13 protein-coding genes and 1 pseudogene are annotated in these 15,943 nt (G+C 43.7%); 4 read left to right on the top strand and 10 right to left on the bottom strand.

Annotated elements, in window-relative coordinates; all coding sequences use genetic code 11:
• Nucleotides 1-256: 256 nt before the first annotated feature.
• The 6 genes from QFZ78_RS28765 to QFZ78_RS28740 form a co-directional block, all read right to left on the bottom strand.
• The gene (locus tag QFZ78_RS28765; protein ID WP_307552634.1) at nt 257-1,807 is read right to left on the bottom strand and encodes an extracellular solute-binding protein; all 1,551 of its coding nucleotides are present in this window, start codon (nt 1,805-1,807) and stop codon (nt 257-259) included.
• A gap of 77 nt (nt 1,808-1,884) precedes the next feature.
• Nucleotides 1,885-2,760, bottom strand: coding sequence for a carbohydrate ABC transporter permease (locus QFZ78_RS28760; protein WP_307552631.1), 876 nt, complete (start codon nt 2,758-2,760; stop codon nt 1,885-1,887).
• Between the two features lie 10 nt (nt 2,761-2,770).
• Nucleotides 2,771-3,736, bottom strand: a complete 966-nt coding sequence (locus tag QFZ78_RS28755) for an ABC transporter permease (protein ID WP_307552629.1) — start codon at nt 3,734-3,736, stop codon at nt 2,771-2,773.
• 128 nt (nt 3,737-3,864) lie between these two features.
• On the bottom strand, nt 3,865-5,691 hold the full coding sequence (locus tag QFZ78_RS28750) for a sensor histidine kinase (protein ID WP_307552628.1): 1,827 nt from the start codon (nt 5,689-5,691) through the stop codon (nt 3,865-3,867).
• Nucleotides 5,692-5,715: 24 nt separating this feature from the next.
• Nucleotides 5,716-7,332 (bottom strand): response regulator, encoded by a 1,617-nt coding sequence (locus QFZ78_RS28745; protein WP_307552626.1) that lies wholly within the window; start codon nt 7,330-7,332, stop codon nt 5,716-5,718.
• Nucleotides 7,333-7,425: 93 nt separating this feature from the next.
• Entirely contained in the window at nt 7,426-8,490 is a 1,065-nt protein-coding gene (locus QFZ78_RS28740; protein ID WP_307552624.1) for a LacI family DNA-binding transcriptional regulator, read from the bottom strand.
• Nucleotides 8,491-8,650: 160 nt separating this feature from the next.
• On the opposite strand from QFZ78_RS28740, the gene QFZ78_RS28735 reads away from it, so the two are divergent.
• Both QFZ78_RS28735 and QFZ78_RS28730 read left to right on the top strand, forming a co-directional pair.
• Nucleotides 8,651-10,057 carry an FAD-dependent oxidoreductase gene (locus tag QFZ78_RS28735; RefSeq protein WP_307552623.1) on the top strand — a complete coding sequence of 469 codons (1,407 nt, stop codon included), beginning with the start codon at nt 8,651-8,653 and terminating at the stop codon, nt 10,055-10,057.
• A 17-nt stretch (nt 10,058-10,074) separates the two neighbouring features.
• On the top strand, nt 10,075-10,686 hold the full coding sequence (locus QFZ78_RS28730) for an SGNH/GDSL hydrolase family protein (RefSeq protein ID WP_307552621.1): 612 nt from the start codon (nt 10,075-10,077) through the stop codon (nt 10,684-10,686).
• A gap of 373 nt (nt 10,687-11,059) precedes the next feature.
• Here the strand turns inward: QFZ78_RS28730 and QFZ78_RS28725 are convergent.
• Nucleotides 11,060-11,614, bottom strand: a pseudogene (locus QFZ78_RS28725) (cupin domain-containing protein); the annotation flags it as partial.
• Nucleotides 11,615-11,812: 198 nt separating this feature from the next.
• On the bottom strand, nt 11,813-12,409 hold the full coding sequence (locus tag QFZ78_RS28720; protein WP_307552619.1) for a TetR/AcrR family transcriptional regulator: 597 nt from the start codon (nt 12,407-12,409) through the stop codon (nt 11,813-11,815).
• Between the two features lie 200 nt (nt 12,410-12,609).
• Here QFZ78_RS28720 and QFZ78_RS28715 point away from each other — a divergent pair, with 200 nt between their 5' ends.
• Both QFZ78_RS28715 and QFZ78_RS28710 read left to right on the top strand, forming a co-directional pair.
• The gene (locus QFZ78_RS28715) at nt 12,610-13,368 is read left to right on the top strand and encodes an MBL fold metallo-hydrolase (RefSeq protein WP_307552617.1); all 759 of its coding nucleotides are present in this window, start codon (nt 12,610-12,612) and stop codon (nt 13,366-13,368) included.
• A gap of 567 nt (nt 13,369-13,935) precedes the next feature.
• A complete protein-coding gene (locus tag QFZ78_RS28710) occupies nt 13,936-14,457 on the top strand; it encodes a LysR substrate-binding domain-containing protein (protein ID WP_307552615.1) in 522 nt (173 codons plus the stop codon).
• Nucleotides 14,458-14,567: 110 nt separating this feature from the next.
• Here QFZ78_RS28710 and QFZ78_RS28705 read toward each other — a convergent pair whose 3' ends face one another.
• On the bottom strand, nt 14,568-15,404 hold the full coding sequence (locus QFZ78_RS28705; protein WP_307552614.1) for a sugar phosphate isomerase/epimerase family protein: 837 nt from the start codon (nt 15,402-15,404) through the stop codon (nt 14,568-14,570).
• A 142-nt stretch (nt 15,405-15,546) separates the two neighbouring features.
• On the bottom strand, nt 15,547-15,924 hold the full coding sequence (locus QFZ78_RS28700; protein WP_047680336.1) for a winged helix-turn-helix transcriptional regulator: 378 nt from the start codon (nt 15,922-15,924) through the stop codon (nt 15,547-15,549).
• Between the last annotated feature and the right edge of the window lie 19 nt (nt 15,925-15,943).

Here is a 15,943-nt window from a genome sequence, read left to right as displayed (position 1 = left end):
TAAACCTCGAAATTTTCACAAAGACTGGGGATTCTAAATATGGAAGGACATGCAATTTTTAATGCGAACCATTAAATATAAAGAAAACGGTCACTTTGATCATACAATGGTTGAACCATGCACTCCATGGTGAAACTTTAAAGCGTACTGTGTTTTTTTATGATTCGGGAATCACAAAAAACAAAAAAATGAGGTGGCAAAGTTCTTGCCATCCCATTTTTTTGTTTTGTCTTCTGTCGATTGCAAGCAGCCATGCTTATTTCTTTGCAGTCGCATACCAATCGTTGACTTCTTTAACACTTGCATCTCCGCCAGACGATTTATATTTAGCGATGAATGCGTCCAAACCGCTTAATGGCTCAGCGCCGAAAATCAGCTTCGTTGTATAGTCTCCCACCATCACGTTCAACTGTTGGAAGTTTTTCGAGAACTCTGGCAAGTAAGGAGCAAAGCCCAATGGATCAAGCACTCTTACATTTTCTTCCGTCACATTCATAAACTTCCAAGCTTCAAACAAGCGTAAATCCTTACGCACACGTGCTTGCCAATAAGTCGGATAATTTTTGTCATCAGTGCCCATTAAGAAATTATTCGCTCTATTGCGCTCATCTGTAAAGATAGGTTGAATCGGTGTATACGCGCCATCCTTGAACGTAAAGTGCTTATTCTCTTCACCAATGGCCATCCCTTTAAACGTATCCTTTTCAAGTTTAGCGTTCATCCATTTGATGGCATCCTCAGGATGCTTGGATGCTTTAGGAATGAAGGAGATACGGTCAAAGCCTTGGTTTGCAGATAGGCCTATTTTGCCATCCTTGCCTTTTAATGCTGGAAGATAGTTCGCCTTAGCTGTAGGTACGTTTTTTACTAATGCATCTATAATAACAGGCACATCAGACCAGTTCAGCATAATGATTCCTGCTCTTCCGCTTGTGAATTTTTCTTTAGCGGTAGCATCTTTATTGGCGGCAAACTCTTTATCAATCAAGCCTTGTTTAAAGAGATCTTGGGCAAAATTTACGTAATCTTTGTAAGCAGGATCTTGAATCCGTGGCGTCAGCTTACCATTCACATTATTCCAGAAGTTCGGCATACCGAAGGCTCCGACAATGTTATCAATGAAAGGTGCATCACCTCTCACCGTTAATGGAATATTTTTATCGGCGTTTCCACCTGGGTCCTTCTCTTTGAAAGCTTTGAGAACAGCAACCAATTCATCTAACGTAGTAGGCGTTTTCATTCCTACTTTGTCAAGCCAATCCTGCCGAATATATAAGCTGCTAGAGGTGGTCGGGATACTTTTGGTAGGGATCGCGTACAATTTTCCGTCCACTTTAGCGGCTTCCAGAGCTTCGGGGTCTACAGCTGATTTAATGTTGGGTCCAAATTTATCGATCAGCGGCCCTAAATCTACTAAAGCGCCCTTTTTCGCATAGTCTGCATATAATGCTTTGAAATCCGTCCCACCGACTGAAGTGATCACATCATAAGGCTCTCCGGAGGCAATGAGAATGTTCATTTTATCTTGGGGCTTATCTTGGGGTAGCATATCATATTTCACTTTGTAGCCCGTTTTCTGTTCTAGAAACTTAGCTACCGGATACGTATTGTAATCCTCTTGCTGCCAAATTTGCAAGGATCTTAACTCTGGCTTCGGTCCAGTAGTTGTCGCAACTGCCGCTGTTGTGCTAGCTGGAGATGTACTGCCGCCTGTGGTCGTATTTTTGGAAGAGCAGGCGACAAGAGACGAAACGGACAAGCATGCTGCAACCGTTAGAAGCATGGCTTTGTTATACTTTTTGAGCATGTGTAGACCTCCCTAAATGTATGTGTTTACTATATCACTAAACCCCGGATGCTGAAATCCAGAGCGTTAATGCACAATTACCCTTTCACAGAGCCAATGAGTACGCCTTTAACAAAATGCTTTTGCAAATAAGGATAGACGAGTAGCATCGGAATAATCGAGGCAATTACGGTTGCGGAACGAACCCCCTCAGGTGATGTATTCATCAAGTCGTCCGTACTTTTGTTCAAAGCATTGGAACTGTCGGCATTCAAAACAATGTCGCGTAAATATAACTGCAAAGGCTTAAGCCCTGCGTCATTAATATAGAGCATCGGGTGAAAATAGTCGTTCCAGAAGTAAACCGCATAGAAAAGAGCAATCGTTGCTATAACGGGTACACTTAACGGGAGAATGATACGAAATAGAATCGTAAAGTTACGAGCGCCATCCATTTTGGCAGATTCTTCAAGAGCCTCAGGCAAGGATTCATAGTAGCTTTTGATCACAAGCATATTGAATACACTAATGAGGGCAGGAAGCATTAACGACCATAAGCTATTAATTAAATGCAGCTGTTTCATTAGCAAGTAATTTGGAATAATACCGCCGTTAAACATCATCGTGAAAATAAACAGCAGCATAATAAATGAAATACCTGGAAGATGCCTTTTGGACAATGGATAAGCCGTTATTGCAGTTACCAGAATTGCAAGCACTGTACCTACAACTGTAATGAGCAGCGAAATTCCTATCGAGTGAAGAAATTGGCTGGAGGACACCACATATTTCATCGTTTCTAGCTGGAAGCCTACTGGAAAAATCCCTACCTTACCAGAAACCACAGACGATTCATCACTAACGGCTTTGGAAAGAATATTGGCTAGTGGCAGCAGTGTGGCTAAGCCGCAAAGTAGCAGTGCAAGATAAATGCAGAAGTCTAATGACCAATCACTAAGCGTTTTTTTATGCATGTTTCCACCCCTACCATATACTTCGCTTGATTAGTTTTTTGCTAAGTTCATTACCTGCTACGATCAGGATGAACCCAACGAGGGAGTTGAACAACCCGACCGCTGTACTAAAGCTATAATCCTGTTGACCAAGACCTTGACGATAAACGAATGTACCGATGACGTCGCCGGACTGATACACGACAGAATTGTACATGGTCAAAATTTGCTCCGTACCCGCTTCAAGCAAGTACCCCATGCGTAAAATTAAGATGAGAATGATCGTTGGCAAAATACCTGGCAAGGTAATGTGGAGCATTTGTCTAATACGTCCTGCTCCGTCAATAGAAGCGGCTTCATATTGCTCTTGCTCAATACCTGCAATAGCTGCGATAAAGATAATCGCATTCCAGCCTGATTCCTTCCAACCTGCTGTAAATACCACTACACTTCGGAAGAACTGGTTGTCCAGAAAGAAGGAAATTGGCGTCCCACCGAACCACTGAATCATATTGTTCACTAGACCGCCTGATGGGGACAAGATATTAATAAACAACCCTGAAATAATCACCCACGATAAGAAATGCGGTAGAAAAATAATCGTTTGAATCGTCTTCTTGAAAAAGGCCTTTCGAACCTCATTCAAGAAAAGCGCGATGATGATCGGTATCGGAAAAAGAAGCACAATCTTGTAAACGCTGATCAGTAAGGTATTCACGAAAACCTGATAAAACTCTTCGGAATGTACGAGCTTCTCGAATTGATCCAGCCCCACCCATTTACTTCCGGCAAAACCATCAAAAATGTTAAAGTCTTGAAAAGCGATAATAATCCCATACATAGGCGCATATTTGAATAAAAACAGAACTAACAATCCCGGCACTAATAACAGGTATAAATCATAATTGGTTAGAATTAGCTTCCAACGGCCACTACCTCTTGTTTTGGGCTTGGCGTGAGCTTTTTTTCGTTCAAGCTCTGTTAGCGTAACACTCATGAATGGCTCACCTCCGTGTTCTTATAAGTTAATTATATAGGCGCCATGAAATGACTTGTAGATGGTAATATTTCTGTTTCTGGTGCAATCTTATGGTATTTAAGCAAACAAAAAAGCCAACCTCTTTCCTATAGAGGCGGCTTATCAGATGAATATTTCGTTGTCATTCGAACCGTGACGGTTGTCCCCTGTCCGAGCGTGGAGTGAAGTTCCAGCCCATAGGCGTCTCCTGCGAACAGCTTGATCCTTTCATTCACATTGTACAACCCATACGAGCTTCCGGAACCGTCTGATTTCATGGTAGGACGCGGCTTCGTCAGAAGACTTTGCATAAGCTCTGGCTCCATGCCAATGCCATCATCCGTGACGGATATGATCAGAATCCCCTCTTCTTGTCTCGCCTTGATCAAAATAGCCCCTGTCTTGCCCTTTGATTTTCTTATCCCGTGCAAAAGGGCATTTTCCACAATTGGCTGGAGTGTCAGCTTAGGCATTTCAACATCATCCATACCATCTTCGATGTCAAAATGAACCTCAAAGCTCTTTGGAAATCGGGTTTGCTGAATCTCCAAGTAAACCTTGGCTAAATTAAGCTCATCGATCACACTGACCAAATCTCTGCCCTTGTTTAAGCTTAGCCTGAAATATTTGGCCAACCCATCGATCATCTGGCTAATATCGTGAGCGTTGTGTCCAATAGCAATCCAATTGATCGTATCCAAGGTATTGTATAAGAAATGAGGATTAACCTGTGCTTGCAAAGCCCGAAGCTGTGCTTCACGCTCCTGCACCTTCGATTTATACGTCTCTTCCATTAAATCCCGGACCCTATGGATCAGATGATCGACGCTCTTTTCTAGCAAGTTAAAGTCGCCATCCGACGTTCCGCTATGTTCATCTAGCCCCTCCATGCCTTCTCGTTTAATGGCTCTTATCACCGTCTGTACGCGACGATTCATTCCGCGCACGATAAAAGCAATCAGTATAAAAACAAGGATGAGGAACAGAATTGTAATTCCTGACAAGGTGGCCACACTGGAAAATTGATTCAATGTAGCCGCACGCGAGCTAATGACATTCTTAGGCACTTCCGCAACCAGCTTCCAGCCTGTGGAGCCAATCGTCGTATAGACGACATATTGCTGGGTGTTGTCCTCAGTGATTGCAGATACGCCCTCATTGTGCTGCTCGATAGCACTCAGCACGGAATTAGACATAAGCTTCGTCCCGAGCAAAGATTTGTCTTTATGCAAGACGATGTTGCCATCCGGTGCGACCATGAATACATTTTGCTCTTTGTTCAACTCAATATTGGATAAGATATTTTCAAATGTCTTAGCTGCAACATCAATGGACAAGAAACCTGACATACGATCATAATGATCAGGATCCCGCAGCACTCTAATGCCCGATAGAATATAAGCGCTCTCTCTATCAATAAAGTTTTCCAAGTAAGCTCCCGACCATATAAGATTGCCATTAGCGTTTACTACACTTGAGTACCAAGGACGATTAATAATACTTTCCCACGGAAAAAAATTGACCCTCTCATGTGAAAAAAGCTTGGAGTCGTCGACATACAATCGAACGCGGAATACAATCGGGTTCGTCTCTGCATTATCAATTAAATAACGTAATTCCTTCATGGCATCAAGTTGATCACCGTAAGATATTGAATTGCTTAAGTAATCATGCAGCTTACGATTCATGAGGATCGCATTCGAAATATCACGTGCGGAATCCAATTGGTGATTCAAATTGATTTCAGCCTGCTTCAGCGTCTGAAGCATCGTTCGCGTTACCTCTTCTTCCAAAATGCGGGAGTATCTCTGCGAGTAAGCATACAGCAATACAGAAGCCGGAATTAGGATCAATACCATGTAGGCGACCAGCCATACCCTTGCAGCAACAATGCCCTTGAAGATCATCGATATGAAGTTCCAACCTCTACTCATGTGATGCTTCATTCCCCTCTATCTTTACATGAAATGATCACGAAATGAGCTCGGCGTATGTCCGGTGTACTTCTTAAAGATTTTGCTGAAATAACTAGGATCCGAGTAACCAACGGCATAGCAAACCTCATAAAACTTGTTGCTTGGATCTTTCAAGAGCTCTTTCGCTTTGTCTACCCGAACTTTCGTCATATATTCGTTGATGGTTTCACCTGTTTCCTGTTTGAAGAGCAGGCAAAGATAGGTTGTAGATAAGAACACTTCCTTCGCAATGTCCCCCACCTGCAGGTTTTCCGCGAATCGTTTATCGATTAGGGAGCGAATACGTTCAATGACATTTTTGGCTTTTCCGCTGCGCTTTTCACCGATTCGCTCACATACCTCGATAAGATGGGACTCCACAAGCTTCCTTAAATCGCCTAACGTTTCTTGGTGAAAAACCTCAGCCAGAAGCTCATTCTCTTTTTCTTCCAGCCCCTGCTTCTGAACATTTAGCTCCAGCAAGATTCGGCTTGCAAGCAGCAGCAGCTGCAAGCTTAAGTTGCGCCCATACTGCATACCTTCTGCACGATTGCGGGAAAGAGCGCTATAAATAATGTGAAGCTCCTCCTGCACCTTGCCAGCTTCCGCAGCTTTCAGAGAAAAGATCAATCTCTCATTCTGCGCTGGATCAAAGCGGTACATACTGTCCTTACCCTGTTCCAAATTATCTATGGAGATAACCTGATTCTTACCGAGATACCATCTTTGATCAGCAGCTTCTCTTGCTTGTGAATACGACTGCGGTAAGCCCGCTAGCCTCGATATTCGTTCGCCCACTCCGATGGTCACACTAATTTTCAAATAGTTGTAGAGACTTTCGCGGACTTCCTCGGCTAATGTAAACAAAAGACTTTCCTGATCTTCCTGCTCCACCAACCGAAGAATGCCTACGAACTCGCCTATTTGATTTTCAAAGACGTATCCACCAATCTCTTTCTCAATAAGCTCTTGCACGATATTAAGGACAGAGTAGGATAATAACTGCTGATCCCTCTCGGAACGGTTCTGTGCAACCTCAGACGCATTATCTATGCGAATCGCAATCACCCAGTATGTCGCTTCAAGCGGAAGCTCGAGCCCGAGGAATTCTATGCGATCCTGTATACGTGCAGGAGAAGTGATCCCTTCCTTAATTAATGACATGAGGAATTTCTCCCGCAGCAAGGGCATGCTCTGAATGAGCTTGACCTGCATGTCCTCAATCAGTTTTCGTTCCTGCTTTTCTGTCTGCAAGGTACGAACCAAGCGTTCAACCACCACACTCAGCTCCCCCAAATTGACGGGCTTAAATATATAATCGACCGCTTTGACTTGAAGCGCGGATTTCAAATATTCGGCATCATCATGGCCGCTCACAAAAACAATTTTGATATGAGGAAATCGCTCACTAAGTCTATTCGACATCTGAATGCCATCCATATTGGGCATACGCACATCCGTTAACACTAAATCCGGCTTCACTCGCTCAATAACCTCTAACGCAACGTCGCCGTCATCCGCATCACCCACCACTTCAATCCCATAAGCATTCCAGTCAAAATAGGTACTTAGTCCAAAACGAACTGTCGGCTCGTCATCCACAATGACTAATTTATACATCTTGTGTGGCCTCCCTTTAGCTGCAGATCTACTTATTATATCTTGCAAAAAAGCCAAGGACATATGAGAATCTTATGATTTCTGGTTCTATATTTACTTGATTTCAGAAAAAACACGGCCGTTCGCAGGCACTGACGTTGTACTCCCAACAAAAAAATCACCTTGAATACGAATGTGTTCAAATGGCAGCGTCGGATTGGCAATACGCCACAGCATCCGGTCTGCAGCGCGATAACCGGTCTCTCGGATCGAAAGCAGCGGTCGGGTTAACAATGGCAATGAATCGGATTGTTCATTCAGAAATCCAACCAAGGAAACATCCTCAGGCACTCGCCACTGCAGCTCGTTACACAACTCATATACAACCGCAACTTCATGATCAATTCCGCAGATGATGGCGCTTGGTGTAAAATGTTCCATTCGTTGCAGCAGCTCTTCACGCCACTGCGCTTGGTTGGTCCGTTCACCGATGGAATGCTTAGAAGGGTCGATCTCGACACCGAGCATATTCATCGCGTGACAGAAGGCTTGCCAGCGCAAAATAAATCCACGCTGCAAATGGATATCTCCCACGTACATAATTCGCTCATGCCCAAGGCTTCGCAGATAGGTTACCGCTTGAAAAGTAGCTTCGTAAATATCCCAAATCACACTGTCAATCTTCACTCCTGGAGGAGGAAAGCTGAGCAATATTCGTGGCAGCTGCAGCCCAAACAGAGCAGGCTCCCACGCTTTAGGCACAATGCTTGGAGCGATGAAAATGCCGTCCGCATAGGCCATTCCGCTTTCTTCGATCCAATTGTCCATATGTTCCTTCTTGATCTTTTGCGGCAGCATGAGCAGCTCGATTCGATGGCCGAAGGAAAAGAATCGATCTTGGAGTCCTTGAAGCAATAGCCGATTGTAGGCCACGGATTCAGCTGTTTGCACCAAAAGGAAGCGCTTTCGTTCGCTCGGATAAGGAGCGATGCGATCGAGCCTCAGGCTGCGAATCTGATCCATTGTATAATAACCCCGCTTCTCGGCCGTGTGGACGATAAGCTGTCTGGTAGCTTCCGACATCCCAGGTTTACCTTTTAGCGCTTTAGACACGGTCTGTACAGTCAACCCAAGCTCCTTGGCAATCGTTTTTAACGTAACTTGCTTGCGGGTAGGCATATAGGGCTGCACCTCGATATATAGTAGTCAGGATTTGTTATTCGTTCAGTTATCATATCATGTCCTCTTTTTAGATTAAACTAAAATTAAACTAGTTCCTCCATGCTAGGAATCTATAATGAAAGCAATGACACTTAACACTTAGGAGGAATATATCAGCATGACGAAGAAAAACATTCAAACCGTTACGATACCATCGCAGAGCCTTCCAGTTAGTTACACCCCCGATGTGGTTGTCGTTGGAGGCGGCGCATCAGGCATTGCAGCAGCTATTGCAGCAGCCCGCAATGGCGCTAATACGCTATTAATTGAGCAAAGAGGCTACTTAGGCGGGATGGGGACCGCTGCGCTAGTTCCTGCCTTCTGCCCTTATACCGATGGGGAGAAGCCTGTCATTCGCGGCATCGGACTTGATCTGCTCGAGAAGATGAAGCACGCTGCCGGTGATGACTTTATGCGACGTTACAAGGAACAGTTGGACTGGGTTCCAATCGATGTGGAAACGCTTAAACGCGTATATGACGCAGAAGTACAGTCTAGCGGAGCAAAGGTATTGTTCCATACGGTAGCGGATCAGGTACTGCTGGATGGCGATCGGATATCCGGGCTAGTCATAAGCAATAAATCCGGACGATCCGTCGTCCAAGCTAAACTATACATCGATGCTTCGGGCGATGCGGATCTCGCCGCGCTGGCAGGCGTTCCTTTTCAAGTTGGAGGAGAGCAAGGGGAGCTGCAGCCTGGTACCATGTGCTATGTGGTTACCGGTGCCGACAAAACACGCTTTGAGCAATTCCTTCAGGAGACAGGAGCGCATAAGCAGCTGGAAAACATCGTTATTGAAGCGCAGCTAAACGGCGACCTCCCAGAGGGACGTAAGCGGATATCGGGCATGGCTTGGATTTCCGATTCCGTTGTTGGTTTTAATTTCGGTCATATCTTCGACATTGACGGCACGAAAGCGGAGGATTTGACCCGTGCCGCGATCGAGGGCCGGAAGCTAATCGACACGCAGATCCGGTTTTTACGCAAATATGTGCCTGGTTTTGAGCATATCTTCCTCGTTCACTCCGGCGACCAGATCGGCATCCGCGAAACACGCCGAATCCAGGGGGACTATACCCTCGTAGTCGAGGACTTCTTATCGATGCGGACGTTCGAAGATGATATCGCACGCAATTCGTACTTTATCGATATCCATCTGGCAAACGCCAACAGCACGATGACGATCAAGCATCTGCCTAAAGGCAAATCCCATGGCGTACCTTATCGCTGCATGCTCCCACAAGGCAAATCGAATCTAATCGTAGCCGGACGATCCGTCTCGTCCGACCGCCCTGTTCAAGGCTCGCTTCGCGTTATGCCTAACTGCTTTGCCATGGGAGAGGCCGCAGGTATCGCGGCAGCTATGGCAAGCTTCGCTGGCATTGGTTTCCGCGAGGTTCCGATCTTAGAACTGCAGAACAAGCTGGTCGCGCAGGGTGCATGGCTTGGGGAACGGCCGGGTAAACCCGATGTGGATCAAACTGTTGCCGTAGGTGCCGTTTTATTTGATGAAGAATGTTAGTATAGGGAGTGTTCAAAGTGCAAAGTAAGTGGGTAGGAAAAACTTGGGGAACACTCGGTGACAGCATTACGGAGGCAGGGGGATATCAGCCTCTCATTCAGTCTGCTCTAGGCTTTTCGAGCGTCATCAATTATGGGAAAAGCGGCTGTCCGATGACTGCCGGAGGCGACCGCGATTACGGAGCTACGACGCATGTCGGCAAAAAGATAGATGCTTCCTTGGATTGCATCACCGTCTTCGCAGGAGTGAATGATTTTCGTTTGGATAAACCAATTGGCGACATCGGTACGACCGATATTTATACATTTTACGGAGCCTATACGACCCTTATCGAAGATATTTTGGTGAAAAATCCACGCTGCCGCCTAAGCTTGTGGACGCCGCTGCAGCGGGATAAAGATGGTTATGACATCTTCTATATCAACGCTGTCGGGCACCGTTTATCCGATTATGTTGAAGCCATTCAACATATTGGTCGTCTGTATGCGCTCCCTGTCCTTAATCTCTATGAACAAAGCGGGATTAATAAGCTGACGCTGCCCTGCTTTACTTCAGATGGCTTGCATCCGAACGAGACTGGGCATCGACGCATTGCGGATATGGCGATTCCCTTTTTATTAAGTTTGTGAATAAAGCCGTTCTCAGGTATATATTGTTATAAGATGGCTCCTGTATTCGGTATTCACCGGGAGTCATCTTTTTTTAATGTCCATTGATACGATCGCTAATTCGATACATAACTCCAAAATTCGATTTTAGAGTCGTTCAGCAGCTTTGAGAAGGTAGATCGGTATCGTGGTTACACATGTTGTATTTTCTACAACAATACACACGTCAAAAGACTATTTTGCAAGTTAAAGTTGCGGTTCGTACAACATTTTGAGCCCATTGGTCGCGAAATGGCCTGTATGGGGCTAAATTGTTGCAACATCGAGGGGAAATAGGCGAGATCTTGGCAGAATTGTTGCACTTTCTACAACATCATTCAACCGAGAAGATGGATTCATTCGGCGTGTGTGCAAACCAATCGGAAATCGATAAAGTGTTTAGGTCAGAAAAGTTACCATCATCGAAGACGAGCAGGAATTCGCAGTGTTCTAACCCCTGAATGGAATGTGGCAGTCCCGGAGGAAAGTACCATAGATCGCCCGGGCCAACGTCGGCAATGAAATTTCGCCCTTCTGAGTCGATTGACGTAATTCGCGCCCGTCCCAAAATCATATATGCCCATTCTGCTTGTTGATGCCAATGCAATTCCCGGACACCACCGGGCGTCAAGCTCATATTTACACCTGCAAGTGTGGTCGCAATGGGTAGTTCCCTAACAGTAATTTCCCGTGACCACCCTCCGTGATTTAACGTCATAGAAGTGTCAGAGAATGAAAATTTCATGTTAGGGAGCAAGCCAGAATCCGTTACAGGCGGAACCAGCATATCAGGGTTTTCAATATCCCTCATAACATCTCGGGGACCGGTATCCATCCCTCCGGCACCGTCATTTCGGATGGGCTGAGGCACATTTCCGTACGAACCTTGATGCCGTCTCGGAATTTCCATTTCATTGACTCCTCTCATGGATGGCGTTCTTTAATACTCATTCTAAAAGATATATGATACAGAAACTGTGTAAATGACTTTCGTACCTCTAACAAAAGTCTGCTCTAATAGATGAACAAAATAGGGACCTGCTGCAGCAGGCCCCTGTTTTTGTTTAGATGATTATTCAACCGCAGTGTTTGAAGCTGTTTACACACTTTACTTGATCAGCATTCGATCATCGATATATTGCCTAACATTACTCGCGCAATGTCGAATGTACTTGCTATCATCAAATAATTTACTCAGCATAACGCCGCCTTCTACCACAGCAATAATATAGCTGCAAACCTCTTCAGTATCTATATCTTTTCTAAATTCTTGATGCTCAATGCCATTGTCAATGATCAAGGTTAGCTTCTCAATAAAAATTTTCATCGCATGTTGAGCCCGTTCTTTGAGATGAGGGTGTCCATCGTCGCTTTCAATCGCTGTATTTAATATGGGACATCCTCCTTCCAAGGAATTAGTTTCAATGATATCGATATACACCTTGCATATGGCCAACAGTCTCTCTTTGGAGTTGGATGCATTCTCTAGTGCCTTGGTGAGAAACCCTAGAATTTGCGAGAATGAATAATCAAAGACAGCAAGAGCAATTTCATCTTTATTTTCAAAATGATTATAAATCCCGCCTTTGCGTATACCGCAACGATCTATTATTTCAGATAGGGAAGCACCTGTATATCCCTTTGTATTAAAAAGACCAGCAGATTCACGAATGATATGTTCTTTCGTTAGTTGACCCTTACGCATGGTACAACCTCCAATCAAAAAAGTACCGTTTGGTCTTAAAATAGCATACTACTTTTTGAAAAACAATCAAAATTACATAAGATTCTCTCAACTAGGTGGAAAAAATTTCTTGCAGAATATCGATCGCTGTGTTAATTTATAAAACAGACCGGTCGGTATTATTTAGGGTACAATATTTCAATAATTAGGAGATGATAGCCATGTCTTTTTCTATTCAACATATCCGTAATGCAACCTCACTTGTTACAATGAACGGCAAAAGAATTCTTGTCGATCCTATGTTAAGTGATGTGGGACAGCTCCCTCCAGTTCCTTTTACAAGGACTTTACGCAGAAACCCATCCGTACCTCTCCCCGTAACATTGGATACTTTTGATAATATCGATGCTATACTATTAACTCATTTACACTTTGACCACTTCGATAAAACAGCAAAGACCGTTCTAAACAAGAAGGTCCCCGTCTTTTGCCAACCTGCTGATCAAAAATATATTAAATCCTGTGGTTTCTATAACGTTTATCCAATAGATGATACCCATCAATGGTGCGGAATTGATTTCAGGAGAATTAGTGGCCAGCACGCAAAGGGAATCGTATCTAAACTGCTTGGTCCAGTATCCGGATATATTCTGAGTACTTCAGATGAGGGCTCCTTATACATTGTAGGAGATTGCATTTTCACCGATCAAATCAACCAAGTTTTTGAGCAGTATCAACCTCGGGTTTGTATCTTAAATACGCCAAGAGCTCAGCTGCTGTTGGGTTCTATTATCACTATGACCCCTCAAGATATCATTAAAGTTTTACAGGTATCTCCCTCGTCTAAAATTGTAGCCGTGCATATGGATGCAATTCGTCACTGCACGTTAACAAGAAAAGATCTTTTTTCGTATTTAGAGAAACATCGTGCATTGGATTCGGTGTTTATCCCCCAAGATGGTGAGTTCATTTATTTTTGAATGTCTTAAAAGAAGAGCAGGTGCACATTTCAAGTAAATAGACTCCTATTTGAAACAGTTGGACCAGGAACTTTCTCTTTCCAGAGTTTTTCTGGGTTCTGGATTCAAAACAATATTGTGCGAAATAATTCTTATGGCATATATGTAAACTCTAATGGCCTGACAACTACCCAAGTTAAACAAAATTATTTATTCAATAATAATATATTCGGAAATGCTGTCTATTCGGATCTAGGGGGATCTAACATTTTTATTGAAAACAATTATTTTGCTGGACAGCACAATTTGGCATCGATTAATTTTACTGGTCCCTTAGGAACACAAGAAAACATTATCAATTGAGGGATCTACTACTGAAACTATGCAAGTAACCATGCTAAATAATGATCCAACTAACATCGCTTTAATGGAAATTTTGGGGGGTTATCTGATCACAGGTATTCCTAAAACGGCTAATATTCATGAAGTGTTTACACTTAATCCGAATGAAACTACTTACTACACGCACTTATCAAGCGAACTTTCCATTTGCTCCAAGTATAGAATTACAGTTCGGTATTACGAAACATGAATATTACATCTTCCAACCATCTGATTCACATGTTGGATTCCAATAAAGTTGATTTCTTGATTCTTTCTGATCGTGTACGGATTGATGAAACTCGTTATCAACGGACAACATTCTATCAGGATGAGCTAGTTCTTATCGTTAATCCATCACACAAACTGGCACAGAAGCAGGATTGTTCGCTAGAGGATCTGGTTAACGAAACATTAATTTTAAAACCAGATAAATCTGCTACACGAATTTACTTAGAAGATCAATTTAAAGAGCACGGGTTCACCCCTCCTAAATATATGGAAATTAGTAATTTGGAAGGCATCAAACAAGGCGTCATCCATAACCTCGGAGTCTCTATTGTTTCTAACTTTGCTATTCAACAGGAAATTAATCATGGTTTGCTAGTTAAGGTCCCTATCCAAGGAATCAAATTTCTTAGAGGAATCAGTTATGTTTATCATCGCAATAAACATTTCTCACCTGCAGCCAAACATTTCATACCTTTATTGGATCAAACTGTTTTATAGCCAAGGGCAGCTCCCTAAGTCGGCATTCGACTTGAGAAGCTGCCCTTTTTTACACGATTTGTAAGCCCCATTCTCACGCATTCGTCCGCAAACTTCAGTTATCCAGACCATTATTTCATCAAAGCTCTGACGATGCCCTTGATATGATAGATTGCTTGTTGTGTATATTGATCATTAAGTGCGCTGGATTCGCTTTGTTGAGCCGTCATATACGGATTAGATACCGGCGGCATAAATTCCATTGTAATGCATCCCTGGTATCCGAGCTCCTGCAAAGTTCTAAATACATCTTCAAAGTTGGTTTGGCCTAAACCGGCCGCTTCTCTCGTGTTGTCAGCGATATGGACATGAGCTAAATAGGGAGCTATGTTCTGAAGCGCGAATCTATGGTTTCTTTCCTCGATATTCATATGAAACAAATCAGCCATGATTCGTACGCTGCTTTGATCCACCTCTTGGGCTAGCTGTTTAGCTGCGCTTAACGTATTGACCAAATAGGTTTCAAATCGATTTAACGCCTCGATCACCAGAACAATGTTCTTCGATTCTGCATAGGCTCCTGCATCTTGAAGGCTGGAGACTGCCAGCTTCCATTCTTCCTGATAGGTCGAATCCGGGCCACTTTTCCCGACTGGCGACGGAACGACGATGACGATAGAAGCCCCCAATTGCGCAGCCATGTCGACGCATGCCTTCACATATTGAACGGCATGACTCCGTATTTCCGCATTAGGACTAGAGAGATCGCGATCCAATGTATAGATTCCGCATATGGAGGTGCATGTCAGACCGTACTTGCTTAACAGCGATTGAACGGCACCCAGGTCCATCTTATCCGGTTCCCCGGCAAGCTCCACACCGTCATAACCGTACTTTTTCAGTCGAACTAGACTTGTTTCCAATTCTTCATTTCCGTAGATCCATTGCGTTACGCTATATGAGTACATTTACGCTTCCTCCTGCTTCTATGGGTAGGCATTAATAAATTTTTTTAAATAATTTGAAGCATCAAACAATCCTTCTCGTTCATGCACTTTCCCCTCGTTATGGCAATGACTTATCTAGGTCAACCTTTCCCCTTATGAACATTCAAGCATCTTCCCCTTGCGGCGTTCTAATTTCGTTAAGTCTGATTTTATAAATCTCCCCCCACTCTTTCATAGATACTATGATCGGTACCAACGTCTTTCCAAAATCAGTTAATGAGTATTCCACTCTTGGCGGTACTTCTTTATAAACTTCTCTATGAATAATCCCATCCCGTTCAAGCTCCCGTAACTGCAGTGTAAGCATAAACTGCGTAATACCCGGATTGAGACGTCGAAATTCATTAAATCTTTTCGTTCCGTCAATGAGATGATAGAGTATGATCCCTTTCCATTTCCCCCCGATGACATCCAGAGTTGTCTCCACAGGACATCCTGCCATGTTTGGACTCGCACCGTATTTGTTTCTTCGATCTCCCATTACGCCATCTCCCTCCAAT

The organism is Paenibacillus sp. V4I5, assembly GCF_030817255.1.
In the GTDB taxonomy this organism is placed as follows: Bacteria; Bacillota; Bacilli; order Paenibacillales; family NBRC-103111; genus Paenibacillus_E.
The sequence above is the reverse complement of the archived record's forward strand: the minus strand, read 5'-3'. Positions and strand labels throughout refer to the sequence as shown.